The organism is Corynebacterium sp. BF-R-2, assembly GCF_024586525.1.
GTDB lineage: Bacteria > Actinomycetota > Actinomycetes > Mycobacteriales > Mycobacteriaceae > Corynebacterium > Corynebacterium singulare.
This window is the reverse complement of sequence record NZ_JAMFTP010000018.1, coordinates 25,590-50,264: the sequence shown is the minus strand read 5'-3', so window position 1 is coordinate 50,264 and position 24,675 is coordinate 25,590. Positions and strand designations below refer to the sequence as shown.

At 60.7% G+C, this 24,675-nt stretch carries 19 protein-coding genes and 1 tRNA gene; 9 read left to right on the top strand and 11 right to left on the bottom strand.

Features of this window, described 5'->3' with window-relative positions; genetic code table 11:
- Window positions 1-224 precede the first annotated feature (224 nt).
- The 6 genes from M5J09_RS12540 (at window position 225) to M5J09_RS12515 (ending at window position 7,178) form a co-directional block, all read left to right on the top strand.
- Entirely contained in the window at window positions 225-1,877 is a 1,653-nt protein-coding gene (locus M5J09_RS12540; protein WP_257158093.1) for an L-lactate permease, read from the top strand.
- Between the two features lie 285 nt (window positions 1,878-2,162).
- Complete coding sequence (locus M5J09_RS12535) at window positions 2,163-2,948, top strand: (Fe-S)-binding protein (RefSeq protein ID WP_239180675.1); 786 nt, start codon at window positions 2,163-2,165, stop codon at window positions 2,946-2,948.
- Window positions 2,948-4,453: a lactate utilization protein B gene (locus M5J09_RS12530; protein ID WP_257158092.1), complete on the top strand. Its 1,506-nt coding sequence runs from the start codon at window positions 2,948-2,950 to the stop codon at window positions 4,451-4,453. The genes M5J09_RS12535 and M5J09_RS12530 overlap by 1 nt, the downstream gene beginning before the upstream one ends.
- A complete protein-coding gene (locus M5J09_RS12525) occupies window positions 4,450-5,091 on the top strand; it encodes a lactate utilization protein C (RefSeq protein WP_257158091.1) in 642 nt (213 codons plus the stop codon). The genes M5J09_RS12530 and M5J09_RS12525 overlap by 4 nt, the downstream gene beginning before the upstream one ends.
- Window positions 5,092-5,206: 115 nt before the next feature.
- A complete protein-coding gene (locus M5J09_RS12520; protein ID WP_257158090.1) occupies window positions 5,207-6,808 on the top strand; it encodes an alpha/beta hydrolase in 1,602 nt (533 codons plus the stop codon).
- A gap of 296 nt (window positions 6,809-7,104) precedes the next feature.
- Window positions 7,105-7,178 (top strand) — tRNA-Arg (locus M5J09_RS12515).
- A 47-nt stretch (window positions 7,179-7,225) separates the two neighbouring features.
- Here the strand turns inward: M5J09_RS12515 and M5J09_RS13345 are convergent.
- From M5J09_RS13345 to M5J09_RS12475, 9 genes are all read right to left on the bottom strand, one after another.
- On the bottom strand, window positions 7,226-7,414 hold the full coding sequence (locus M5J09_RS13345) for a helix-turn-helix domain-containing protein (RefSeq protein WP_374982127.1): 189 nt from the start codon (window positions 7,412-7,414) through the stop codon (window positions 7,226-7,228).
- A gap of 1,390 nt (window positions 7,415-8,804) precedes the next feature.
- On the bottom strand, window positions 8,805-9,110 hold the full coding sequence (locus M5J09_RS13340; protein ID WP_257158103.1) for an oleate hydratase: 306 nt from the start codon (window positions 9,108-9,110) through the stop codon (window positions 8,805-8,807).
- Window positions 9,111-9,142: 32 nt separating this feature from the next.
- A complete protein-coding gene (locus tag M5J09_RS12505; protein WP_257158089.1) occupies window positions 9,143-9,352 on the bottom strand; it encodes a hypothetical protein in 210 nt (69 codons plus the stop codon).
- Window positions 9,353-9,529: 177 nt separating this feature from the next.
- Window positions 9,530-9,823, bottom strand: a complete 294-nt coding sequence (locus M5J09_RS12500; protein ID WP_257158088.1) for a molecular chaperone GrpE — start codon at window positions 9,821-9,823, stop codon at window positions 9,530-9,532.
- A 67-nt stretch (window positions 9,824-9,890) separates the two neighbouring features.
- Window positions 9,891-10,400, bottom strand: coding sequence for a MarR family winged helix-turn-helix transcriptional regulator (locus tag M5J09_RS12495; RefSeq protein ID WP_257158087.1), 510 nt, complete (start codon window positions 10,398-10,400; stop codon window positions 9,891-9,893).
- Between the two features lie 23 nt (window positions 10,401-10,423).
- Entirely contained in the window at window positions 10,424-12,994 is a 2,571-nt protein-coding gene (locus M5J09_RS12490) for an AAA family ATPase (RefSeq protein ID WP_257158086.1), read from the bottom strand.
- A 3-nt stretch (window positions 12,995-12,997) separates the two neighbouring features.
- Entirely contained in the window at window positions 12,998-14,131 is a 1,134-nt protein-coding gene (locus M5J09_RS12485) for an exonuclease SbcCD subunit D (protein WP_257158085.1), read from the bottom strand.
- Between the two features lie 39 nt (window positions 14,132-14,170).
- Window positions 14,171-14,995 carry a hypothetical protein gene (locus M5J09_RS12480; protein WP_257158084.1) on the bottom strand — a complete coding sequence of 275 codons (825 nt, stop codon included), beginning with the start codon at window positions 14,993-14,995 and terminating at the stop codon, window positions 14,171-14,173.
- Window positions 14,996-18,049: a DEAD/DEAH box helicase gene (locus M5J09_RS12475; protein WP_257158083.1), complete on the bottom strand. Its 3,054-nt coding sequence runs from the start codon at window positions 18,047-18,049 to the stop codon at window positions 14,996-14,998.
- Between the two features lie 242 nt (window positions 18,050-18,291).
- Here M5J09_RS12475 and putP point away from each other — a divergent pair, with 242 nt between their 5' ends.
- From putP to M5J09_RS12460, 3 genes are all read left to right on the top strand, one after another.
- A complete protein-coding gene (gene putP / locus M5J09_RS12470) occupies window positions 18,292-19,854 on the top strand; it encodes a sodium/proline symporter PutP (RefSeq protein WP_042530405.1) in 1,563 nt (520 codons plus the stop codon).
- Between the two features lie 307 nt (window positions 19,855-20,161).
- A complete protein-coding gene (locus M5J09_RS12465; RefSeq protein WP_257158082.1) occupies window positions 20,162-20,704 on the top strand; it encodes an HNH endonuclease family protein in 543 nt (180 codons plus the stop codon).
- Between the two features lie 47 nt (window positions 20,705-20,751).
- Window positions 20,752-21,195: a DUF2269 domain-containing protein gene (locus M5J09_RS12460; protein WP_257158081.1), complete on the top strand. Its 444-nt coding sequence runs from the start codon at window positions 20,752-20,754 to the stop codon at window positions 21,193-21,195.
- Window positions 21,196-21,322: 127 nt separating this feature from the next.
- Here M5J09_RS12460 and M5J09_RS12455 read toward each other — a convergent pair whose 3' ends face one another.
- Both M5J09_RS12455 and hutI read right to left on the bottom strand, forming a co-directional pair.
- The gene (locus M5J09_RS12455; RefSeq protein ID WP_257158080.1) at window positions 21,323-23,323 is read right to left on the bottom strand and encodes a DEAD/DEAH box helicase; all 2,001 of its coding nucleotides are present in this window, start codon (window positions 23,321-23,323) and stop codon (window positions 21,323-21,325) included.
- Window positions 23,324-23,491: 168 nt separating this feature from the next.
- A complete protein-coding gene (hutI, locus tag M5J09_RS12450) occupies window positions 23,492-24,670 on the bottom strand; it encodes an imidazolonepropionase (protein ID WP_257158079.1) in 1,179 nt (392 codons plus the stop codon).
- Window positions 24,671-24,675: the final 5 nt, after the last annotated feature.

The window sequence follows — 24,675 nt, the reverse complement described above, 5'->3', positions numbered from 1 at the left end:
CGCAGGGAGGCACTATCAGGTCGCATGCACCGGACCAACCGCAGCCACTGTTAGGAGGCTCACTCACCCCCATCGGGTGCACAATGCAGCACATCGGGGCGACAGGTTCTACGCTAAACACGCTAACTGTATCGTTCCATCGTCTCGCACCGTCTCCTTGTGACCGCTCAATAACTCTTGTGGGCGCGCCACGGGTGTGCGAGAAAGACCGTGAATTGAGCTTTATGTCTACCTTCAACATCACTACGGATGCCATTGCCGGCAGCGTGGGAGCGACCGCAGCGGTCTCTACCCTGCCGTTGGTTGCGTTCTTCATCATGCTGCTCGGCCTCAAGGCTCGCGCCCACACCTCCGGTGCGGTAGCCCTCCTCGTGGCCTTGCTCATCGCTATCTTCGGCTTGGGAATGCCTACGGATATGGCGCTCTCCTCTGCACTACGCGGCGGACTCTTCGGACTCTTCCCCATCGTCTGGGTCATCATTACCGCCATCTGGTTCTACGAGGTGACGGTATCCTCTGGCCGCTTCGAGGACCTGCGCAAGACCTTTGACCTCTTGGGTGATGGCGATATCCGTATCCAGGCCATCCTCATTGCTTTCTGCTTCGGCGGCCTGCTGGAGGCCCTCGCCGGCTTTGGTGCCCCGGTGGCTATTACCGCCACGATGATCCTGGCGCTGGGCGTGAAGCCCCTTAAGGCCGCGACCACCGTTCTGATTGCCAATACCGCTCCGGTTGCTTTCGGCGCCGTCGGCATCCCCGTGACCACCGCTGGTTCCGTTGGCGGCCGTACCGCCGAGCAGACCGCGGACATCGCAAGCCTCATCTCCCTGCAGGTGCTGCTCATCGCTGCGGTTGTTCCGTTCTTTATCCTGTTCATCCTCGACGGTATGCGTGGTGTCAAGGAAGCCGGCCCGGCTGCCGCCGTTATCGGTGTCTCTTTTGCCATCGCGCAGTGGGCCACCGCGACCTTCTTTGCCTACCAGCTCACCAACGTCGTAGCCTGCATCGTGTCCCTAGGCGCCGGCTTCCTCTTCCTGCGCGTGTGGAAGCCCAAGGGCGTCGACAGCCTGCGTGAGCGCATGGAGCTGCCTGCGCAGGAGGAGGTCACCGATCTCAACGGCCGCCGCATCTGGATGGCCCTGCTGCCCTACGCCGTCGTGACCGCCGTCTTCGCCGTAGCCACCGCATGGCCAGCCATCTTCGGCTTCATCCAGCTCAACATCCCATGGCCGCTTCTCGACGGCACGATTATCGACGCCGACGGCAACGCCATGGACACCGCCTTCAAGTTCAATGTGCTGGGCAACCCGGGCACCTTGCTGCTCATCTCCGGCATCATCGTGGCCATCATCTACATGGCCTTCAACGAGAACGGCCGCTACACGCTGGAGGCCTCCGCACCAGTGGCCAAATTCGGCGAGGTGATCAACCGCATGAAGTTCTCCGCGCTCACCATTATTTTGGTTCTGGCCCTGGCGTACACCATGAACTACTCCGGCCAGACCATCTCCATTGGCCAGTTCGTGGCCTCTGTAGGCGGCATCTTCGCGCTCTTCTCCCCGGTTCTGGGCTGGATTGGTACTGCGGTGACTGGTTCCGACACCTCCGCCAACGCCCTCTTTGCCAACCTGCAGGTCACCGCCGCCGACCGCATCGGCGTCAACCCGGATCTTATGCTGGCCGCGAACACCGCCGGTGGTGTTGTGGGCAAGATGATTTCACCGCAGTCCCTGGCCATCGCTGCCACCGCAGTGAACATGGAGGGCGAGGAATCCCGCATCTTCAAGGCCGTCGTGGGCTACTCCGTGGCCTTCCTGGCCGTAGTCTGTGTCATCGTCTTCCTCATGACCAACGTTCTCGGCTTCTTGGTCCCGTAAACATCCCGACACAATAGAATGCCCCCGGATTCGGGCGCACATTTTTCATCAGCCGCTGCGCGCTTCACTGGGCGCGGCGGCTGATGCGTCATCATCAGTGCACGTGAGAAATTCACAACATTAATGTTGCGATAAAACGGCAGGTAGCGCGAGTTTTTCAGCTCGAAAAAAATGTTTTTCCACGGTAGAATTCTCGCTATACCTGTAGGCACATGTCCTACGCCTCTCTTCTCTCTGCCAGCAGGGTTGTGGGGAGGCATGGGGCAGATAAGGAGCGCAACACTAATGCGAATAGCATTGTTTTCCACGTGTATCGGAGACTCTTTGTTCCCCGATGCTCACAAGGCAACGGCCCTCGTCCTGTCCCGCCTGGGCTACGACGTCGTCTTCCCCGAAGAGCAGACCTGCTGCGGTCAGATGCACATCAACACTGGCTACCAGAAGGAAACTCTGGGAATGATTCGCTCCTACGCGGATGCCTTTGCAGACCCATCCATTGATTACGTGGTTTCTGCTTCCGGTTCGTGCGTGGGCGCCGTCCGTGAGCAGCACACCCGCATCGCCGACCGCTTCGGCACTTCCGCCGACGTAGACGGCGCAAAGAAGGCTTCTGAAAAGACCTTGGACCTACCCGAGTTCCTAGTGGATGTCGCCGGTGTGACCAACGTGGGCGCGTTCTTCCCGCACCGTGTCACCTACCACCCCTCCTGCCACGGACTACGCTTCCTCAAGCTGGCTGACCGCCCGTACCAGCTGCTGCGTGAGGTTGAGGGTATCGACCTCGTTGAGCTTCCCAACAAGGAAGAATGCTGTGGCTTCGGCGGCACCTTCGCCGTCAAGAACGCAGAGGTCTCCGCAGCCATGGTCGGTGACAAGACCCGCCACGTCCGCGAAACCGCAGCCGAGTTCGTCACCGGTGGTGACTCCTCCTGTCTGATGAACATCGGCGGTGCTCTGTCCCGCCAGCGTGCTGGCGTTCGCGCCATTCACATGGCGGAAATCCTCGCCTCCACCAAGGAACACCCGTGGACCCCGGACTCCGCGGCCTACTCTAAGGAGAAGATGCTCTAATGACTTCCTTCCTCGATACCACCCCGCCGCGTGCGCCCGAAGGGTACGGCAACCTGCGCGGTTCTAAGGCCTTCGTGCCACTGGCACACGTCGGCCTGAACAACGCCACCCAGCGTCGCAACCTGCACCACGCCACCACCTCCATCCGCACCAAGCGTCAAGGCGCCGTCGATGAGGCTGCAGACTGGGAGCAGCTGCGTGATGCTGGCTCCGCCCTCAAGGAAGATGTCGGCGCGCGCATGGGCGAGCTTCTTCTCCAATTTGAGGAGCAGGTGACCAAGCGCGGCGGCATCGTCCACTGGGCACGTGACGCCAAGGAAGCTAACGAGATTATTGAAGGCCTCATCCGCGAGACCGGTGAGACCGACGTAGTCAAGATCAAGTCCATGGCTACCCAGGAAATCGCCCTTAACGAGCACCTCGAAGAGGTCGGCATCAATGCCCGTGAGACCGATTTGGCAGAGCTCATTGTTCAGCTGGGTGAGGACAAGCCATCCCACATTCTGGTCCCAGCTATCCACCGCAACCGTGCCGAGATTCGGGACATCTTTGTCAACAAGATGCCGAACACCGATGACTCGCTGACCGCCGAGCCGGCGGAACTTGCTGAGGCTTCCCGCCAGTTCCTGCGCGAGCAGTTCATGAAGGCCAAGGTCGCTATCTCCGGCGCTAACTTCGGTGTGGCCGAAACCGGCACCATCAACATCGTGGAGTCCGAGGGCAACGGCCGCATGTGCCTGACCCTGCCCGAGACCCTCATTACCGTCATGGGTATAGAGAAGCTCGTTCCGACCTTCCAGGACCTTGAGGTCTTCCTGCAGCTGTTGCCGCGTTCTTCCACCGCTGAGCGCATGAACCCGTACACCTCCATGTGGTCCGGTGTTACCGAGGGTGACGGTCCGCAGAACTTCCACATTGTTCTGCTCGACAACGGCCGTACCGCTGCCCTGTCTTCTCCGGTGGGCAGCCAGGCCCTGAAGTGCATCCGCTGCTCTGCCTGCCTGAACGTCTGCCCGGTGTACGAGCGCGCCGGTGGCCACGCCTACGGCTCCGTCTACCCGGGTCCGATTGGTATCTCCCTCACCCCGCAGCTCACCGGTATGAAGGACCACAACGATCCTTCGGCAAGCCTGCCGTACGCCTGCTCCCTCTGTGGACGTTGCGATGAGGTCTGCCCGGTGCGCATCCCGCTTTCGGATGTCATCTTGGAAAACCGCCACCAGAAGGTCACCAACGCTACCCCGCCCGTTGAGGAGAAGATCTTCAAGGTCCCCCAAGTGATGTGGAGCAACCCGAAGGTGTGGAACCAGGTCACCCGTATGGTGGCTCTGGGCCGCGTACTCGGTGGTTTCAACGGTGTCATCGATAGCCTGCCGCTGTTCATGTCCGGTTGGTCCGAGTTCCGCGATACTGCCGTTCCGCCGAAGAAGTCCTTCCGTCAGTGGTTTGAGTCTGACGAAGCCAAAGAACTCCTCGCCCAAGCCAAGAAGGAGGGCATCAAGTGACCATCAAGAACAGCGCCGCCAAAGAAGAGATTCTGAAGCGTATCTCCACTGCCCAGAAGCAGGCCGGGCTCCCGGACCACGTCGAAGTTCCGCGCGAATACCAGCATGAAGGCACTCTCAACGATGATGAGCTGCGCGACATGCTGGTGGACCGCCTTGAGGACTACAAGGCCGACGTTCGCGTCACCGACGAGGCCGGCCTCAACTCCACCATCGTGGATATCCTCAAGGACCGGGGCTGCTCCACCGTCACCTACGCACCTGGTATCGATACCAGCATGCTCGACGGTTTTGAGGGCACCGCAACCGCGGATGACAACTCCAAGGATCCTCGCGATCTCAACGACGTTGACGCGGTTCTCACCGAATCCCACGTCACCTCGGCACAGACCGGCACCATCGTCCTCGAGTCCAACGACGTCTGCGGCCGCCGCGCCCTGACCCTCGTGCCAGACCGCCACATCTGTATCGTGCGCGATGACCAGATTGTCTACGGCATCCCGGAGGTCGTCTCCCGCATGAATCCAGAGCGCCCAGCCACCTGGATCTCCGGCCCGTCCGCGACCTCCGATATCGAGCTCACCCGTGTGGAGGGTGTCCACGGTCCGCGTGATCTCATTGTGGTGATTGTTAAGTAGTGAGGTCATCGGGGGTAGCCACCCCCACCTCTAACCTCACAGAGCTGACGTACATCACTCGTGGCGCATAGGATTAGGCGAGTACCTACCCACTGAAGTTTAGGAGCCTTGTTCTATGCGCTTTTCTCGCGTTTTGAGCTCGGTTCTAGGCCCTGTAGCCCTTGCTGCTGGCCTAGTTGCCGCACCCGCTGTTGCCCACGCTGACCAACCCACTATCACCTGGGGCGAGTGCCCAGAGGGGGTTGACCAAGAGCGTGCCGAGTGTGGTCATGTAACCGTGCCGACCTACTACGACGCTCCGGATAAGGGCACGATTGAGGTCGGCTTCGTCCGCCTCAAGGCACTCGGTGAGCGCAAGGGCAGCCTGTTTACGAACCCCGGCGGCCCGAATGGTGACGCCTACAACTGGGTCAACAACGCCGCATGGCCGAAAGAGATTGAGCAGGAGTTCGACATCATCGGCGTGCAGCCCCGCGGCCTGCGGGAATCCGCGCCTCTTAACTGCAGCATGAGCGAGGCCGCGGCTAATCCGCTCGACGGCCTGACCAAGGCGGGCGCTATCACTCGCGATGATTGCGAGAAGAATACCCCGGGCTACACCGACTCCATCACCACCGAAAACACCGCCCGTGACTGGGAGGTTGTTCGCCAAGCGCTGGGCGACGACACAATCAACATCGTCGGCCTGTCCTATGGCACGTTCCTGGGCTCAACTTATGCCACGCTCTTCCCGCAGCACACGGACAAGGTAGTCCTCGATTCCGGCATGAACCCGCAAATGGCATGGAACCAGATTTTCGCCTCCCAACAGGCAGGCTACGAGAATGCCCTGCATGACTTCTTTAGCTTCGTGGCGAAGAACGATGACATTTACCACGCGGGCAAGACTCCGCTGAAGGCTTACGAGCGCTGGTCCCAGATTGTCGCTGCCGAGGCTGGCGTGCGCCCCACCGTATTGCCGCCGGACGCCGAGATTGGTGATCTCCCGCCGGGACTGGAATTCGCCGGCCAGCCTGGAGCCAACATCATGACCGCCACGGGCGAGCTGCGCGTGCAGGCCGAGCACCTCGCGGGCAAGGCATCCAACCCGCAGGGCATCCAAGCCACCTCCCCCACCCTCCAGGTCACGCGCGATCAGGTTGTCCCGCGCCCAGAGGCCTGGGACGCGATGGCCAAGCACATCGGTGGCATCGAGCCGCTCGACTTCAATGCAGTCGAACCGGAGGCTAGCGAAGCGGACCAGGAAGCTGCGCTGCAGACCTTAGTGAACACGCAGAGCATGCAGAACATCATCATGTGCAATGAGAACACTGCGCCGACGGATCCGACCGCCATCCCAGCCTTCCTGTGGTCCAACTACGTCACCGTTGACCCCTTCACGCTGTTTAACTCCATGTACGCCTCCGGCGTCGGCTGCGGTGGCCGCGCACCAATCACTAAGCCGGTACAGGTCAGCGGCGCGCAGCTGGCTACCAAGCCGCTGCAGATTCAGTCCACCGGCGACCCGCAGACCCCGTACGCCTACTACCGCGGACTGTCTGACCCGATGCAGTCCCGCGTGGTCACCGTCCATGGTCCTGGCCACGGCCACTTCGCTTTGGGCAACAAGGCCGTTGACAACATTGTGGTTAACTACCTGCGCACCGGCGAAGTCACCACCGCCGATGCCCCGGGTTTCCTCGACCAGCCCCAAGCCGAGCATCCCCAGAACCAATAGGACGTCTGCAACGCGCGGGTGAGGCGTAGCCTCACCTCACGGGCTAGCAACGAAGACAGTAAAGCACTGATCAGGGCGCATAAAACTAGCACTGTAGCCAACTGGCCACGTGCTCCTTTATGCGCCTTTGTCATGTCTCGTGCGCCCCCACACCCCACTCGGTGCCCGGCTCCCCCGGCTACGTTGAGCACTAACTCGCTAAACGCACCATCACATCAGCCACATTGTGCGCGAGCTAATTTCTGTCCGTTGGCCTCCATGCGCTAGAATCGCACCGTTGGCATTTTGCCAGCGATGCCCTTGTAGCTCAGCGGATTAGAGCATCGGTTTCCGGTACCGAAGGTCGCAGGTTCGATCCCTGTCAGGGGCACCGTGTGTCAGGGGCACCGTGTCATGAGTCGCGACATGCTTGACAGGTTAGTCGCCCAGATCCGGCATAGACACCGCCGACTCATCAGGCGTTGCACAGTCTCGCTGCCGGCGAGATTTCGCATATCGCTGCTTCTTTATCCACTCATACACAGTGGACAGATGCACACCGACATCATCGGCTACACTCCGAGCGCTCTCACCAGCAAGCACTCGCGTTACTGCCCGTTCGCGCACGTCTGGTGACAAGTGGGGACGTCTAGGCCGTACATCGATCTCACCAGCGTTTTTAACCTGCTGTGAAGCACGCCAGTTGACAATCCAACAGCCTTTGCAGCTTGATTGATCGACATTCCTGCACGCACTAGTCCGCTTGCTTCGTGGACAAGCGGATCACTCAGGCGACTCGCACGCCTGCCAGGAGGTACGACACCTCTTGCCCTCAACCATCCATAAACAGTATCGGGCCCACACCGACATCACGCGCGACCAGGCTAACTGCCTCGCCCGCAGCCACTCACTCAATAGCAGCATCCTTAACATCCGCTGGAGTCCAACGCGTCACAACTACCTCCCGGTCGAAGTGGCGCATTCACCCATTGACACCGCGCCACGCCGGTTTTATTATTTTTTATCGGTTGATTTAGTTTTCCGCTGGTAATGATCGCGGCTGTTCTTGCTGCTTCGACCATTCCTGTTGAGAAAGGGTACCTAGAGTTGGAAGACGATAAAAACGTAGAGAACTTTGTGGACTGCCGTGAAATCCGCACGGTTTTCAAACCAACTTGGGTGAGCTGGTGGTTCCACAAGATTTTTACGTTCCCGCGCGTTGAGTGCGATGGGATCGTAAGCAATTGTCACTGGGGAAGAGACAAAGCGTTAGTGAGGGATGGTGGGACAGTTACGGTTGGATTTAGTTATCGTATTTTCCATGATACGAAAATTAGATGTAAGAGCTCCCCTATCGAGGTTTCCCCTTCACATGCTGAGTTAGAAGCCAAGACAGCCATAATTAACAACTCCCCGATGACTGCCGTGCTCTACTAGCATTCGTCTCGAGCCTATCGATGGTTCGGGCGCGTACTTCCCCGCGACGTTGTGAACGCGTTACATAGGGCTAACCCGCCGATAGCGGTATGAGACCAGTGGAAATTGTAGTCGTGGCTGGACCCCACATACGCCTTCTGTCGGGCGCTCTGAGACTCAAATACGGCCGGGCGTAGGCCCGCTCAGTCATCAACGTGCAGTCGAACAGTTCCTCATTCCCGCTCGTCTGTGGCCGATTCGCCCCTGGTTCACCGGTGCTTGACACCCGGCCCCAACGCCTCGACGAACGCGCGTGAACGGTAACAGGCGCCGTTGTCGGTGTGAAGTCTCGAGACATCGTTCCGGTCGGTGTCTCGAGATTTTTCATTGTGGCATCTGCCTGCCTCCCTGCCCTTCGCGCTCACCGTTAGACCACCAACCGCCCGGCAGCCGTTTCCTGTGAGCGCGAAGGGAGCAGGAACCCCACAAGCCCCTAACACTCACCCCTCCCCACCCTTGCCGCTCACCGGCAGCGTCCCAACCGCCCGGCAAGCATTCCCCGTGAGCGCGAAGGGAGGCTGCGAAAGGCCGCAGGAGGGAGTCAGCAAGGGAAGCCCCAAGAGGAGGCCGCAGAAGGAGGCCGCAGGAGAAGGAAGGCAAAGTTCGTCAAACCCTCCGGCAGGATTTCCGGGCGCTCGCCGGCGTGGCGCGGCATGAAAGATGCTGTGGCGTACGGCATCATAATCGGCGCAGACTTAGCGCCGGTAGCAACCATCTCATCGATCTGGTCTGCGAGAACATCGAGGTGGTCGAACCACTCGCAGAGACTGTCCTCACCGGCAGATGTGGGTAGGTATGGTGAAAAAGCCCCAGTACATGGTGCTGGGGCTCGAGAGAAAAGGTTTATGGACGCAAGGGGAGGCGCCCCACCTGTTCGCTCTACTGCGTGATGAACGGGTTCACGACTTCCTGGGTGATGTCCAGGGTGCCGTGCTCAATGTAGAACATACCGAGCCAGAGAGCAGTGATGACGACCACCATGATGAGCATCATGGGAATCCACTGCAGGAAGACAGAAACCCAGCCGTCAGCCTTGTCGCGTGCGGCAGCCTCGCGCTGCTCCTGAGCCAAATCGCGCTGGTCGATCATGTTTTGTCCTTTCACTTAGCTCCTCACCGAGGATGCTCACGCCGGAGTCATCTCCCCTACGCCAGAGGAATGCTCGCCCTTTAACACAACGTATGTTAGCAGGTTATGCAGAGTCGGCCGTAGTTAAACCCAGAAATAGCCGCCATTATCCGCCGTAAGTTTGACACCACTTGTGGGCTAGACGCCGGGATCCTCGTTGTTCTCCAGAGCTTCGATGAACTCCTCGCGATCCTGGAACATGCGATTGATGTCGTCCTCTGCACCAATGATCCACAGCTGGGAGAGCTCATCAAAGGTCAGAGCACCCTTTGGGTGTTGTTCCAGTGCCTTCTCGAGAAGGTCGGCCTGTTCTTCACTAAGCTCCTCGACGTCATCCACAGGGCCTACCTGCGCGCTCAATTCCTTAAGCGCCTCAATTCGGTACTGAGTGTATTGACGCTCTGGGTGCTCGAAAAGTTCTTGTCCCATCATGATGTGGGAATCACCTCCTGGTGAGTGTGCTGTCGGCATCCCCACTGTACCTGCGATGGTGCATGCGCTAGGAGCTGCGCCCGCCTAAACGCTCATCGGGAACAAAGCCGGAGTAGCCCGGAAGGTTATTTGCTGCCAGTACGCCTTCACAGAAGCGAAGGAGGGCAGGTGCATCGGCAGGATCGAGGTGGTCGAAGACCATGCGGCGCACTGATTCAACGTGCTCAGGCACGGATGCTTGAAGGCGCTCGAACCCGGCGTCGGTGATGACGACTTCGACTCCCCGTGCATCACCCTCGCATTTTTCTTTGGTCACCAGTCCGCGCTTTGCCATGCGCGTGATCTGGTGGGAAGCACGGGAGCGGTCCCACTCAAGCTCAGAACACAGCTCACGAAGGCGCAGACGGCGCTCTGGGGCTTCCGAGAGGGACACAAGCACGGAGTACTCGGACATCGAGATGTCCCCGCAGGCGAGCAAGGTCTCCTCCATGCCGCGATCAATTTTGCGAATACTGCTCAGCACTTGGCGCCACAGGTGTTGTTCATCATCGGTCAGCCATCGAATATCCGCAGTCATGGAACCAACCCTACACCCCGATTTCAGATATTTTTCAGCGTTTCCATGCTCAATTCCGTGCGGCCCGCGACCCAGGAAAAACGCTGCGGCATGCACGTCAGCACGATGACCTGTGAATTCTTACCGGCCTTAGTGAACAGCGCTGCCATTAGCTGAAGGCGAGTCGAGTCGGTCGAACCGAGGGCGTCGTCGATGATAACCGGTACCGGATCACCAGACACCAGCTGGGCAATAGCAAACCTGGTCAAGATCCCCAGCTGCTCCTTGGCACCACCGGATAGGCCTTCGAAAGCCACGGTGTCACCGTTGCGGCTGCGAGCTTCCACCATGAGCTCCTCGGAGAGATGGAAGTCCACATCACCGCCGAAGACGGTCCGAGCAAGCCCATTGAGCGCGGAGACAAAAGGCGCGGCATAGCGCTGACGGGCGGCATCGCGGTGGCGCATCATAAGCATGCGTAGGTAACGAGCTGCCTCTGCGCGGCGTTCAACTGCGGCATGGCGCTCACGGGCTACCTCCAGTTCCGCGGCGGCCTTTTCCACGGCTTCTGCTGCACCGGAGTGCATCTCGATACGTCCGCTGAGCTCGCGCATGTCACCGTTGGCATCGGCGACGGACTTTTTAAGGGAGTCAACATGCGTGCGGGCGCCCTGGGCCAAGGTCTCAGCAGTATCGACATCAACGTCAGTCATGTCCTTGAGGGCGGCCTGCTCTGCTTCCTGGGCCTTGCGCGCGACCTCAATGGCGGTCGTGACCTCTGCGTCACTCAACTGCATGCGGGCAGCGTCCAGGGCCTCAGCCTTGAGGGCGCGCTGAGTCTCCGCATCCTCAGCTCGGACTGTGGCCACGTCGAGGGCTGCGGCAGCCTTGTTCTCGCGGTAAGGCGCCAACGCTCGGTCAAGCTCATCCAGGCGCCCTCGCAGCTTCTCTTCTTCCTTCTCCACCACGGCAAACTCGCGCGGGGGCTCACCGTCGTCCTCTGCGTTCTCCTCATGATCAGCCGAACTCGATTCGAAGCGAGCTTTCAACTCACCGAGGTCGTCACCGCCGAGGGCCGCTGCTAATTCGCGGGATGCACCTTCCACAGCCGCAGCAAGCTCCTCATGCTTCGCCTGTGCTTCGCGGGCCTCCGCAACGTTGGTGCACCCGGCGTCCTCGAGCAGTCGCACGAGTTCCGCGCGAGCTTTCTCAACACTCTCCTCGCCAGATTCACCGGCCGCGGCCGCATACCGTGCGGTGACATCGCCAATGCGCAGCTCCGTGCCATCGTGCAGCTCAACCGGAGTTTCCTCCCCTGACGTCAAAGAGAAGGCCTCTCCCTCCACGACAACCTCGCCCGTTCCAGTTACGTAGAGTTTCGCCGCAGCGGCCGCCCGCAAGCGGTCCTGGATGCCCACCTCACGCTCGGCCTCCTCCAACTCTCGCAGGTTCGGAATCGCAGGTGCTGCTGCCAGCTCACGACGGCGCAAAGCCAGTGCGTCTTCAAGAGACGCCACTGCCTCCAAACGCGTTCCGAGGGCCGCGTGCTCCGCGCGGAGCTGGGCACGGCGGGCACGCTGACGTTCCTCGCGCACAGCGTCATATTTCTGCTGGATATCAGCGCGTTCCTCCTCCAGTTTGCTGCGAGCAGCGGCCTCTGCCTCCGCGCGTTCCTTGGCCTCGGCCACGACCTCCGCGGCACGCTCAGCAGCTGCGGTGGCGTCCGCATGTTCTTTCACCAGAGTGGTGCGACGAGCAGCATCTTCCTGGGCCCGTGCCACAGCCGCTGCCGCGCGGGCCACGGCAGCTTCCTGGGCAGTCACCTTTTCCTGGGCCACACGGGCGGCAGCGAGTTCAGCATCGAGCCGCACACAATCCTTTTCCGCCGCAGGAAGAGCAGCCTCCGCCTCAGTTTTCCTCAGCTCCGCAGCTTCATAACGCTCCACAACACCATCGAGCTCACGCATGGAGGCCTCAGCAGCAGCGTAGGCTGATTCAGCCTCCTCAAGCGTCTTGATAGCTGCCTTGAATTCTCCGGCCGGCTTGTCTGTCTTGGCGGTGTAGTACTGGATGTATTCGGACTCAATGCGCGTGAGCAGCTCGGAGTCCTCGGCCACAGCATTCGACCCGGTCTCCTCTTCCAAGGCCGCAGTCAGCGAAGGAATACCAACCGCAGCAATCCCCTCATGCGGATCATCTTGGCGCACGAAAAGTGCGTCGAGCAGCGCGCGGTCAAGGTGTTCAGACAGAATCCGATCCAACTCATCATCTGCCTCCGCTCCCGTCCACTGCCCCGGACGCGGAGAAAACACCTGGAGCTCCGAGGCCCGCTTCTTCAGCCACCGCTTGTGAATGCGAAAACGGTACGGCCCCACAGTGGCCTCCAGCGTCACTTCTGGGCCCACGTCACGGCCAACAGGTTTCAACGCTTTAATCTTCTTCGAACCCGCGGTGTGTTTTTCCGTCAGCACGAAAGAAATGGCCTCCACCAGCGTAGACTTACCAGCTTCATTAGGTCCGCCAATCACCACGACGCCAGTCTCAGGTAGGTCCGTGACCTCAAGATGCTCCACGCCGCGGACGTTGCTCAACTCAACAGAATGCAGGTGCATCATGGTTTAGGCTCCCTTCGCGCTGAGACGAAACAGTAGGTTGGCGGCATCACGGGCGGTGGGATTCTCCAGGTCCTCGAGTAGTTCGGAGAGGGCATCGGCGGCGTATCCGCTCAGGCTCAGCTCACTAAGCTCATCTTCGGACGGCGCCAAGTGCAGATCCATCGTGCGTTCACGGGGTTTGAGGGAGGCAAAGACCTCCTCTAGGTTCGCGAGCCCCTGCTCCAGGCGTGCTTGGGCGCTGAGGCCCAGCGTGCCGCGCAGGCTGTACTTCACTGCCGTGCGCGTCTTGCCCGGCATCTCCTCCAGCTCCGCAAGAAAACGCTCGACATCATCCATCGAGTTGACGTCGGCGTTAAGCGCGCGGAAGGCCCACCGGCCGACGCTGCGCTTCTCGACGTCCACCGCCTCCCCCTCAACCCTCACCACCAGAGCATTGCCGGAGTCACGCTCGCGGTCATCGAAAGCCGTTGTCTCCGGGCTGCCGGAGAACCACACTTTCCCGGTACGCCCCAACGAAGCCGTGGAATGTGTGTCCCCGAGTGCTAGGTAATCGATGACGCCGCGATCGAGGCAGTCCTCCACGAAAGCCAGATCGATGGTGTCAGCATCAGATTCCTCGGCCTCACCTGCGCGGGATTCAACTTGGCCGTGCCCCACGGCAATGCGTGCCACCGCACCCGAGGCGCGGTCGAGCGGCTCGAGCGGTTCCAGTGCTCGGCGCACGAGGTCATAGTTTGCGCGTTTGGACAGGTACGGGGCGCCGACAATGTGCACGCCCGGGCGAACCTCGATGGGCTCGGAGTCCGCGATGACGTGGACGTTATCCGCAAAGGAATTAAAGAAAATGGAATCCGCCACGAGCGGGTCATGGTTACCGGGTAGCAGGTACACCGGCACCGGAAGGTTCTTCAACACTTCCTTGGAACGCAACAACGTGGACGTGGTGAGAGAGTTGTGCTCAAACACGTCTCCGGCCACGACAATGAACTCCGCCCCGGTCTCGGTGGCCAACTCCCCTAGTCGAACGACTGCTTCTTCACGGTCATCATCAAAGCGCGATTGCGCGGAGGGGCTGAGAAACCAGCGGGTCATGCCCAGCTGAAAGTCGGAGGTGTGGATGAACGTTACTGCTGTCATGTAGCCTTTTCTCCCTCAAGGTCGCGGCGGCGGGAATCCTTAGTGCGTCAGATAGTAGTAAAGGTCGTCGACATCGGAGACCGCTCGAAGCACATCTATGTTCGTATGGCTCACCGAGCGCATGGCCTTGCGCAGCAGGTCAGGGTCGGAATCATCCACCGCCGGTGCGGACTTAGGTTCGGGAAGCAAAGGCAGCTCTCGCCCCGCCCAAAACAACGCATTACGCTCCTCTGGATCTAAGTCTGCTCCGCTGTAGGAATCCTCCGAAGCTGACTTGGCCTGCTCCATCACGGACTGCTCGAGGCGCGCGAAGTCCAGACCGCGCAGTGCAAAGATTACAGAGGGATCTGCGTCCATGCGGGCAGCCAGGCGGTCAGCCACTGCCACGACATGCTTGCACACGTACTCCGGGTCGGGGCACGTGCAGGAGAAGCGCAGATCGTCGGCGAATTCGGCGAAGAGGATGTCGAGGGAGTCGTCGGCAAGCATGCCCTCCCTGGCCTTCGCCACGGAGTTGGGGGTGCGCGCAAACATCTCCGACAGCCGCGCGATGTCCTCATTGTTGCGGTAGGGCACCTGAATGAGCACCGCAAAAGGCTCGTTCTGCGAGCCGGCAACCTTGCCGTGCACCGCACCATTGCGCACGTCAAGGCCCACAACGTGACCTTCGGCTGCGTACTGGCGGCCGCGGCTGATGCGCCCGGAATCCGTCTGCTCATTGACAAAGTTGATCACGCGCGTGGCCGCCGGATGCATAGTGCGCACGCGGTCGACACGGTGAACCTCCTCCGGCGTGCTCACGCGTTTGCGGGTGCCGAAGTTGGCGTAGATGACGTTGTCGTCTTTGGGACGTGCTGGCGCCATTTAATTCTCCTCTCCCTTGTAGCTCATGAGCTCCGCCAGTTGTTCTGGGGTGAGCTCGGTGAGCCATCCTTCGCCCTCGCCCACGACGGCGCCCGCGAGCTGCGTTTTGCCGTCCAGGATGTCCTGGATGGATTCCTCCAGCGTGCCGGCGGTAATCATTTTGTAGACCTGCACATTGCGCTCCTGACCAATGCGGAAGGCACGGTCCGTGGCCTGGTTTTCCACCGCCGGGTTCCACCAGCGGTCCATGTGCACGACAATCGACGCCGCCGTCAAATTCAGGCCCGTGCCGCCTGCCTTCAGGGAAAGCAGCATGACGGGGGCGCCATCGGGTGCCTGGAAGTCCTCCACCATGTGGTCGCGTCGATTCTTGCTCACCCCACCGTGGAGGAAGGGAATTTCGCAGCCCAACTGGTCTGAAAGATAGGGCTGGAGGATATCGCCGAAGGCCTTGTACTGGGTAAAGATGAGCACGCGCTCGCGAGACTCGATGGCCTGGTCGACGATGCGCATAAGCTCTTCTACCTTGCCGGAGCGGTGCCTGCCTTTGATGGTGACGGGACTGCCATCACCAAGGAAGTGTGCCGGGTGATTGCAAATCTGCTTGATGCGGGTTAGTGAGGCGAGCACAAGGCCGCGGCGCGACATGCCCTCCTTGTTTTTCAGCGCTTCGTCCACGTCATTGACCAAGGCCTTGTACAGCGCCCCCTGTTCATCGGTCATCCGCACGGTGATGATTTGCTCGGACTTCTCCGGCAGGTCATCGATGATATTCGGGTCTGTCTTGAGGCGGCGGAGAATGAAAGGCGCGGTGAGCAGGCGCAAACGCTCTGCCATGACATCGCTGCCTTCGCGTTCGATGGACTTGGCAAAATGGTTGCGGAAGAAAGACGCCGAGCCGAGAATTCCTGGGTTGCAATAATCCAGAATGGAGCGCATTTCCGACAGCCGGTTCTCAATGGGCGTACCGGTCAACGCCACGCGGTGACGCGACGGGATAGCGCGCACAGCTTTGGACGAACGCGTCGCGGCATTCTTAATGGCCTGAGCCTCATCGAGCACCACGCGATCCCAGTCCACCTTGCTCAAGGTCAGGAAGTCTCGGGCCACGGTGCCATAGGACGTGATGACAACGTCGGCGGCTTGAGCCGCTTCCACAAGGTCCTCATTCTTGAGACGGCCCGTGCCATGCTGAACCAGGACGGTGAAGTCCGGCACGAAGCGTGCGGCTTCGCGGGCCCAGTTGCCCACGACGGAGGTGGGTGCGACGACCAGGGTGGGGTTCCATGCGGCGTCGTCAGACGCCGCCTTTTCGACGGCAAGCAGCGACAGTAGTTGAAGGGTTTTGCCCAAACCCATGTCGTCGGCAAGCACGGCTCCAATATTGTTCTGGGACATCCAATAGAGCCAGTCAACGCCGCGACGCTGATAATCACGCAGCTCCGCGTGAACCGTATCAGGGATGTCGACGCGGTCGGGCGCGGTGGTCTCCATCCCGCCGAGCAACGAAGCGTGCCACTCAGATCCGGTGAAGGCGATCGGGTCCTCCGCCATGGACTTCAGCGCCATCTCGCGCAGATCCGCGAGGGAGACCACGGCTTCTTCTTCGCCTTCGTTGAACTCCTTGCGGCGGCGCTCCACCTCCGCCACGAGCTCCTCCCAGCCGGGCTGACCCAACTGACGCGCCATCTCTGCAGTGGCGGCGAGCTTCTCCAACTCCTTGAGGGCACGCCTCCGAGCGGTATCGGCGAGCTCACGCATGTACTGCTGAATCTTATTGAGGGACTGCGTATCCGCCATGACCCATTCACCACGCAGCTTAATGAGGCCGGACTTAGACCGGACCAGCTCCTCCATCTCAGAATCGGTGAGCTGTGTATCACCGACGGAGAGCTTCCAGTCATAGTTGACCAGCTTCTCCATGCCGATGTGCGCCTTAGTGGAGCCCTCGGCTGGGTCGTGAGCCTCGACAGTTTCCAGCTTGGCCTTGGTCTCCATATGTGACCAGGACTTCGGCAGCATGACAGTGAAGCCCGCCTTACGCAGGGCGGCGGCATCGTGCGTGACGAACTCCACAAGCTGCTCCGTTGAAAGGTAGACGTCCCAGTCACCGCCGTAGGGCGAGGCCTGTCCGGAGTTGTATTTCAGGCGCGGGGCAACGTCGAAGGCATGGCGACGGGCATCACGCAGCTTCTCGACGCTCCCCCGATCCAACTGCTCCTGTTTCACCGGACGCGGAGAATCCGTGCCGGAGCGCACGAGCACCCGGATGGGCCAGATAGTCTCTTCCGGATCCTCATCCTCCTGCGGCTCTTCGACGAGGAAGACCAACTGAAGATCCACCGACGTGATGGAATCCTTCCACTCGTTAAGCCCGCGCAGAAGCTGAGCACGGCCCTTCTTCACAGGGGAGGTCTTCAACAGTGCCAGGGCAAAATCATGCCACGGCGCGGCGCGAGGTGCCTCGATCTGCGGCTTCAGCTGGGTATAGGCGATCCAGTGCGTAAGCTCATCGGCCAAGTCATCCGACAGCGCGCGGTTGTTTATTGTGAGAATGCCCGGCGCGGCGGCAAGCATTTCGGCCAGCCAACTGCGCTCCCCCAAACCGGAGGCCAGCTGCCACATGGGGTACCACTCGCCTGCCTGGTACGAAAGACGGATGGTCACCCGCCCTGCACGAACGAAACGGTAGAGCCCGCGGTAAGCGCGGATGAGCCACAGGAGATCCGGAGCAATGGTCAGGCGCTGCTCCGCCGTGACTGCCTGGCTGTCAGTATCGAGGTACTCCAGCTTGGCTAAGGTTTCGACTGCCTCATCTGGGGCGAACATGGCCATGGGGACCATGAGGGAAACATCCTTGCCCTTTGGTGTGCGCAGTGACACCCGCGCTCGGTTGCGGAAGGTTTTCTTCTCCAAGATTGTGTCGACGACGTCCGGGAAGGTGCCTTCAGGCACAGCGGAGGGCATGACAATCTTGTGTCCTTCGACCTGTTCGATCCACAGACTCAGGCCAGAGACGGGCAGCCAGAGGCCATGCAGCAGGTAAGAAGCCATAACGGCCAGTCTAGCAGCACACCATTTGGGGGCACCGCGTGAAGAAAGTTCCCAAATCCTGCCGAAATACCCAATCGTTATAGTCTCGTTACATTATGGCGTTACGCCAGTAAAACCGTACATTAAGCTGTGACCAGGGTTACCGAATACTGGTCAAGGTGCCAATTTCCAGTTGGGCAGGGCCCTGAGCCTCGTTAGCGTGAATGAGTCCTACTCTTAATCTCAAACTCAAGGAGAGATCAGTGCAAGACTCCACTTGGTACGTCGTTGCGATGATCATCTACCTGCTTGCCATGGCCGCCATTGGCTTCTGGAGCTACAAGCAGACGGATGAATACGACGACTACGTTCTCGCCGGCCGTGGCCTCCACCCCTTCGTGGCAGCCCTGTCCGCCGGTGCTTCCGATATGTCCGGCTGGCTGCTCATGGGCCTGCCGGGTGCTTTGTTCCTGACCGGTATGTCCGAGCTCTGGATGGCCATCGGCCTTCTCGTCGGTGCGTGGGCGAACTGGAAGTGGGTTGCGCCGCGTCTGCGCTCCTACTCCGAAATCGCCGGCAACTCCATTACTGTGCCGTCCTTCTTCGAAAACCGCCTGCACGATAAGTCCCGCATGCTGCGCATTATCGCCGCGGCTATCATCATTTTCTTCTTCACCTTCTACGTCTCCTCCGGCATGGTGGCCGGCGGCCGTTACTTCGAGTCCACCTTCGGCGGCGACTACCTCGTCGGCATGCTCATCGTGGCAGCCGTGACGGTCTTTTACACCTTCGTCGGTGGCTTCCTGGCTGTGTCCTACACCGATACCGTGCAGGGTCTGCTCATGTTCGCCTCCTTGATTATCGTGCCGATCATGGTGCTCTTCTCTCTCAACGATGCGAGCGAGATCTTCAGCTTTGCGGCCAACAACCCGTACGCCACCGATGGCGCCATTGAGAACCCGAACTACTTCTCCATGTTCTCCGGCGTCTCCGCCGCCGTCATCATCGGTAACCTCGCCTGGGGCCTCGGCTACTTCGGCCAGCCGCACATCATCGTGCGCTTCATGGCGCTGCGCAAGCCTTCCGATGCCCGCGCAGGCCGCTTCTACGGTGTCAGCTGGATGGGTATCTCCCTCATCGGCGCTATCTTCGTTGCGCTGTCCGGTACCGTCTTCTTCACCGAGACCAACCACTCTATTACCGACCAAGAGAACTACGAGACCATCTTCCTGGACATGGCCCAGGTCATGTTCCACCCACTGTTCGCTGGTCTGGTCCTGACCGCTGTTCTGGCAGCCATCATGTCCACCATGTCTTCGCAGATGCTGGTTGTCTCCACCTCCCTCATTGAGGACCTCTTCCTCATCTTTGCCAAGAAGAAGCCAAGCCAGAACGTCTTGATCAACCTGTCCCGTACTGCAGTTGTGGCCATCGCCATCATCGGTGCCCTGCTGGCCATCAACCCGTCGGACTCCATTCTGGGTCTGGTTGGCTTCGCCTGGGCTGGCTTCGGCTCCGCCTTCGGCCCGATCGTCCTTCTGTCGCTGTACTGGAAGCGATTCAACTCCACCGGCGCCATCGCCGGTATGCTCACCGGCGCCATCGTGGCCATCGGCTGGGGCATGAGCCCGCTGGGCGATGCCCTCTACGAGCTGGTTCCGGGCTTCCTCTCCGCACTCCTCGTGGCTGTCGGTGTTTCCCTGGCCACCAAGGCTCCGGACGAGAAGGTCACCCAGGAATTCGAGGAGGCTTCTCGCCTGGCCAAGCTAGTCGAGAACAACAAGGACCTCGACTTCGAGGAGGCCGCGGAGCAGGTTCAGAAGTAGCCTACTTCCCTCTCCCCTTTCGTTTTCCTTCCGACTCTTTCAACGCGGCCCCCGCCGACAGCAGTTAACCGTTCTGCTGGGGCGGGGGTTTCGCCGTTTCAGGCATGGCCCTAACATGCTGGCCAAAAGGTTCTTTTACTTTGGTCCCTGTGCACTGACAAGAGACCTTTTAGACGCTATTTCTGCGGTTAAATGGTTCCTTTGGTGAGCAAAGAGACCAAAGTATAGGCACCAAACTAGAGGGACCGTTTGACGCTGCAATGGAGCACTACGGAACCCCTAGAGCCACCGCGCAGTCTAAGAGTGTATGAACCTGCGCACCGCATACATTTGTGTACTGTCCGTTGCCACCGTGGCTTACGGCGGCTACCACCTCTTTCCCGGCCCTAGCTTAGGAGTGGCGACCGTTCCGGCACGGGTCTCCGCACCCGGCTACGTGCGCGCGGACTTTGGGGGCTGGCTGCCAGGAACCCGCGACACCGTCATGAAGTCGCAGACTATTGACGGCATTCTGTATGACCCCTATGCCCGTGCCCCCGCCGGCAACCGCGTGGAGGTCGATCACGTCTTCCCGCTCTCCGCGGCGTGGGATCTCGGGGCCTCCATGTGGACGAAAGACAAGAAGCTGGCCTTTGCCAACGATCCTCTCAACCTCGTGGCCACGGCCAGCGCGCTCAACCAAACCAAGTCAGATTCGCTGCCCGCGGACTGGCTTCCACCAGCAGACCGCTGCGATTATTCCCGGCGACTGGCCGCGGTGGCGCGAAAGTACGAGTTGCCCCTCCCCGCCCGCGATTATGAGACCATGCGCCACCAGTGTCAATTCGATTTCATCAGCTGGCGCCGTTAGACTCTCGCTGGAAAACCCCGTGATCAGAAAGGTACTCACTTCTCCTCATGTCTAGCTTGCTAATTTTCCTCCACGTCTTCGCGGCCATTCTGCTGGTCGGTACCGTGTGCATCTCCACCTCCGCCTTCCCAGGCCAGGTTGAGAAGGCCGCTGCCGGTGATGCTTCCGCTGCTGGTGCTGCGGGAATCCTCAACAAGATCACGTCCACCTATGGCTACATCTCCGCCATCGTCCCGGTTCTGGGTCTGGCTGTCTTCCTGACTGACCTCTCTGCCTACAAGTCCGAGGTTCAGTTCCACATTGCGCTTCTGCTCGCCGTCATCGCGTGGGTCATCCTGCTCGTTGTCATTATTCCGAAGCAGAATAAGGCCATGGCCGCTATCGCTACCCCGGGCACTGCGGATGCCTCCAAGCTGAAGAAGCAGCTGGCTATGTTCTCCGGCATTTTCAACCTGCTGTGGGTTGTGTGTGCCATCCTCATGTACATCTAAATACCAACGTTGCGCACACGCGCAGGCAGACCATAGAAAAGCCTCCCGCACTTATGGGACTTGGCCCAGAGCTTCAGCTCCGAGCCGCAATCCTTGTCAGTGCAGGAGGCTTCTTTCGTGCCAGGCGTTAGTCGCGCCAGCCGCCTCGGCGTCCGCCGCGGTCACGGCCACCGCGGTCACGGTCACGGTAGCCACCGCGTCCACCGCGATCACGACCACCGCGGCCTCCGCGACCCCCACGGTCACGATCGTCATCGTAGTTTCGGCGCGGCGGGCGGCCAGTATCCTTCTGAATCTTGATGAGCTGGCCAGAAATGCGGGTGTCCTTGAGACGATCCAGCACAGCCGGGTCCAGGTTCTTCGGCAAATCCACCAACGTGTGGCCCACCGCGATGGTGATGCGGCCGAAGTCCTTGGAGGTCAGGCCACCTTCGTTGGCCAGTGCGCCCACGATGGCGCCCGGGCGAACGCCTTGGCGCTTGCCGACGTCCAGACGGTAGGTCTCGAAGTCCCCGTCCGGGCGGCGTGGGCCACGGTCACGATCGCGGTCACGACCCCGTCCACCGCGGTCGCGGTCACGGCCACGGCCGTCGCGCTCAAAGCGCTCGCGATCGCGACGGTCCTTCTTGGTCACTGGGCGTTCCTTGAGCAGGAAGTCAGTACCGCCTTGGAGCTGCACGGCAATCGACGCAGCGATGTCATCCATGGCCACGTTTTCAGCAGCGGAGTACTCGCGGACCATGTCGCGGAAGAACTCAAACTGCTTGTCCTCCTGCGAGGCAGCGATGGAGGCGAAGAAATTCTCCTTGCGCTTAGCGTTGACCTCGTCGGCCGTCGGCAGGTCCATCTCCTCGAGGCGGGCGTTGGTAACGCGCTCAATGGAACGCAGCATGCGGCGCTCACGCGGAGTGACGAACAAGATGGCCTCACCACTGCGACCGGCACGGCCGGTACGGCCGATGCGGTGGACGTAGGACTCAGTGTCATTCGGAATGTCGTAGTTCACCACGTGGGTGATGCGGTCTACGTCAAGGCCGCGGGCAGCGACGTCGGTGGCGACAAGGATGTCCAAGCGGCCATCCTTGAGCTGGTCAACCGTGCGCTCACGCTGCTGCTGGGCAATATCACCGTTGATGGCAGCCGCGTTGTAGCCAGCCTCCTTGAGGTTGTCTGCCACCTCTTCGGTCTCATGCTTGGTGCGGCAGAAGACGATAATGGCGTCGTAATCGATGACCTCGAGTATGCGGGTAAAAGCATCCATCTTGTGACGGTGCGGGGTCAGCAGGAAGCGCTGGGTGATGTTGTCATTCGTGCGACGCTCCGACTTGACGGTAATTTCCGCTGGGTCGTTGAGGTACTGCTTGGACAGGCGGCGAATGGAGTTCGGCATGGTGGCCGAAAACAGCGCAACCTGCTTGTCATCCGGAGTGTCCTCAAGAATGCGCTCGACATCTTCCTGGAAGCCCATGTTGAGCATCTCATCGGCCTCATCGAGGACGAGGAAGCGCAGCTGGGAGATGTCCAGGGAGCCCTTCTCCAAATGGTCGATGACGCGGCCCGGGGTACCCACGATGACCTGGGCGCCACGGCGCAGACCCGAAAGCTGGATGCCGTAAGCCTGGCCACCATAGATGGGCAGAACCTCGATCCGGCCGAGGTGGTCGGCGAAGGACTGGAAAGAGTCCGCGACCTGGAGGGCCAGCTCGCGCGTCGGCGCGAGGACGAGTGCTTGCGGGTGGCGGGCATCGACGTCGATCTGGGAGAGAACCGGCAGCGCGAAAGCTGCGGTCTTACCCGTACCAGTCTGGGCAAGGCCGACAACGTCGCGGCCCTCCATGAGGATCGGGATGGTTTCTGCCTGGATCGGGGATGGCTGGGTGAAGCCCACCTTGGAGACAGCGGCCTGAACGTCATCAGGCAGACCGAGGTGTGCAAAACCCTGGGAGTTGTCAGTGGCTGAAGTGTCTTCAGCGCCGGTGTCCTCAGGGTTATTCGCAGCCCCGGTGTCCTGGTTTTTCACCTGCGAAGCGTCCTGCGCCTCGCCACCTTGCGAGTTTTCCTGAGATTCCGACTTATTGAATTCTTCCGGCTCGTTCACGCCGCCGGTGGCGTTATCGGTAATGCTCATTGCCCAGACCAGAGTACGGCACCTACGTACATTTAGCTATTTTGCTGCGAGGGCCGCCGCTGAGCGTGCACTTCTCCCGCACATCACGGATGACGTTCGTAGGCTGCCGGAGCTCTTCTTCTCCAGCAGCTCAAGCTAAGGGGCTCGAGTCCTCGTTGCCCCTTCGGCTTAGACCTCGCGGCCGGCCAAGAAGGTCTTCCAGGTCATCGGCATTCCCGGGCGGTAGGCCAGGTGGATGGCGCTCGGGGCGTCGAGGACGTGAAGGTCCGCGGCCGCCCCCACAACCAGCGAGCCCTTTGCGGGGCGGCCCTGCGCATCCTTACCGTCACCAACATCCTGGCGGCGCAATGCAGTGGCACCACCGAGGGTGCCGGCAGCAATCGCCTCGTCGAGGGTGAGGTGCTGTTGCAGTACAGCCGTGGTCACGCAGAAATTCATGGAGGAGGTGTACGACGTACCGGGGTTGAGGTTGGAGGCGATGGCGACGGTCGCTCCGGCGTCGAGAAGCGTGCGCCCCGGGGCCAAGGGTTCGCGGGTGGAGAGGTCGCACGCGGGCAGCAAAGTGGCCACCGTGTCGGAGGCAGCGAGGGCCTCGACGTCTGAGTCGCTGAGGTAGTTCACGTGGTCAACGGACGCAGCGCCCATCTCCACAGCGAGGGCCACGCCGGGGCCTTCACCAAGCTGGTTACCGTGCACACGCACACCCAACCCGCGGGCCTTGCCGGCTTCGAGCACGCGGCGCGACTGCTCCTCATCAAACGCACCCCGCTCGCAGAAGACATCGATCCACTGGACATACTCCGCCACGCCATCGAGCATCGAGCCAATAACCTCGTCGAGGTAGCTTTCAGCCTCCGCCCCCGGCGGGACAAGGTGAGCGCCGAGGAAGGTCACGTCATCAACGTGGCGGGCAGCCACGCGCGCGGCCTCGACCTCGGATTCAGTGTTGAGGCCGTAGCCAGTCTTAGTCTCCAGCGTGGTGGTTCCGCCGCGGCGCGCGGCAGCAATACGCTCCACCAACAGCTTTTCCAGGCGCTCCTCCCCTGCCGAGCGCGTCGCATCCATGGTCACGGCAATACCGCCGGCCTGGTAAGACTCACCCGCCATGCGGGCTTCGAACTCGGCGGAGCGGTCGCCATCGAAGATCATGTGGGTATGGGAATCCACCCAGCCCGGCAGAACTGCGCGCCCGCCAAGGTCGACCTTCTCGTCGGCGTCCGGCGCTTCAGACGCCGCTCCGATCCAGGCGATAGTGCCGTCGGTGTTGGCGATGAGTGCGGCGTCGGCAAGCGTGCCGGCCTCCGACACCGTACGCAGTTCAGAGATTCCAGTAAACAGGGTGGACATGATCT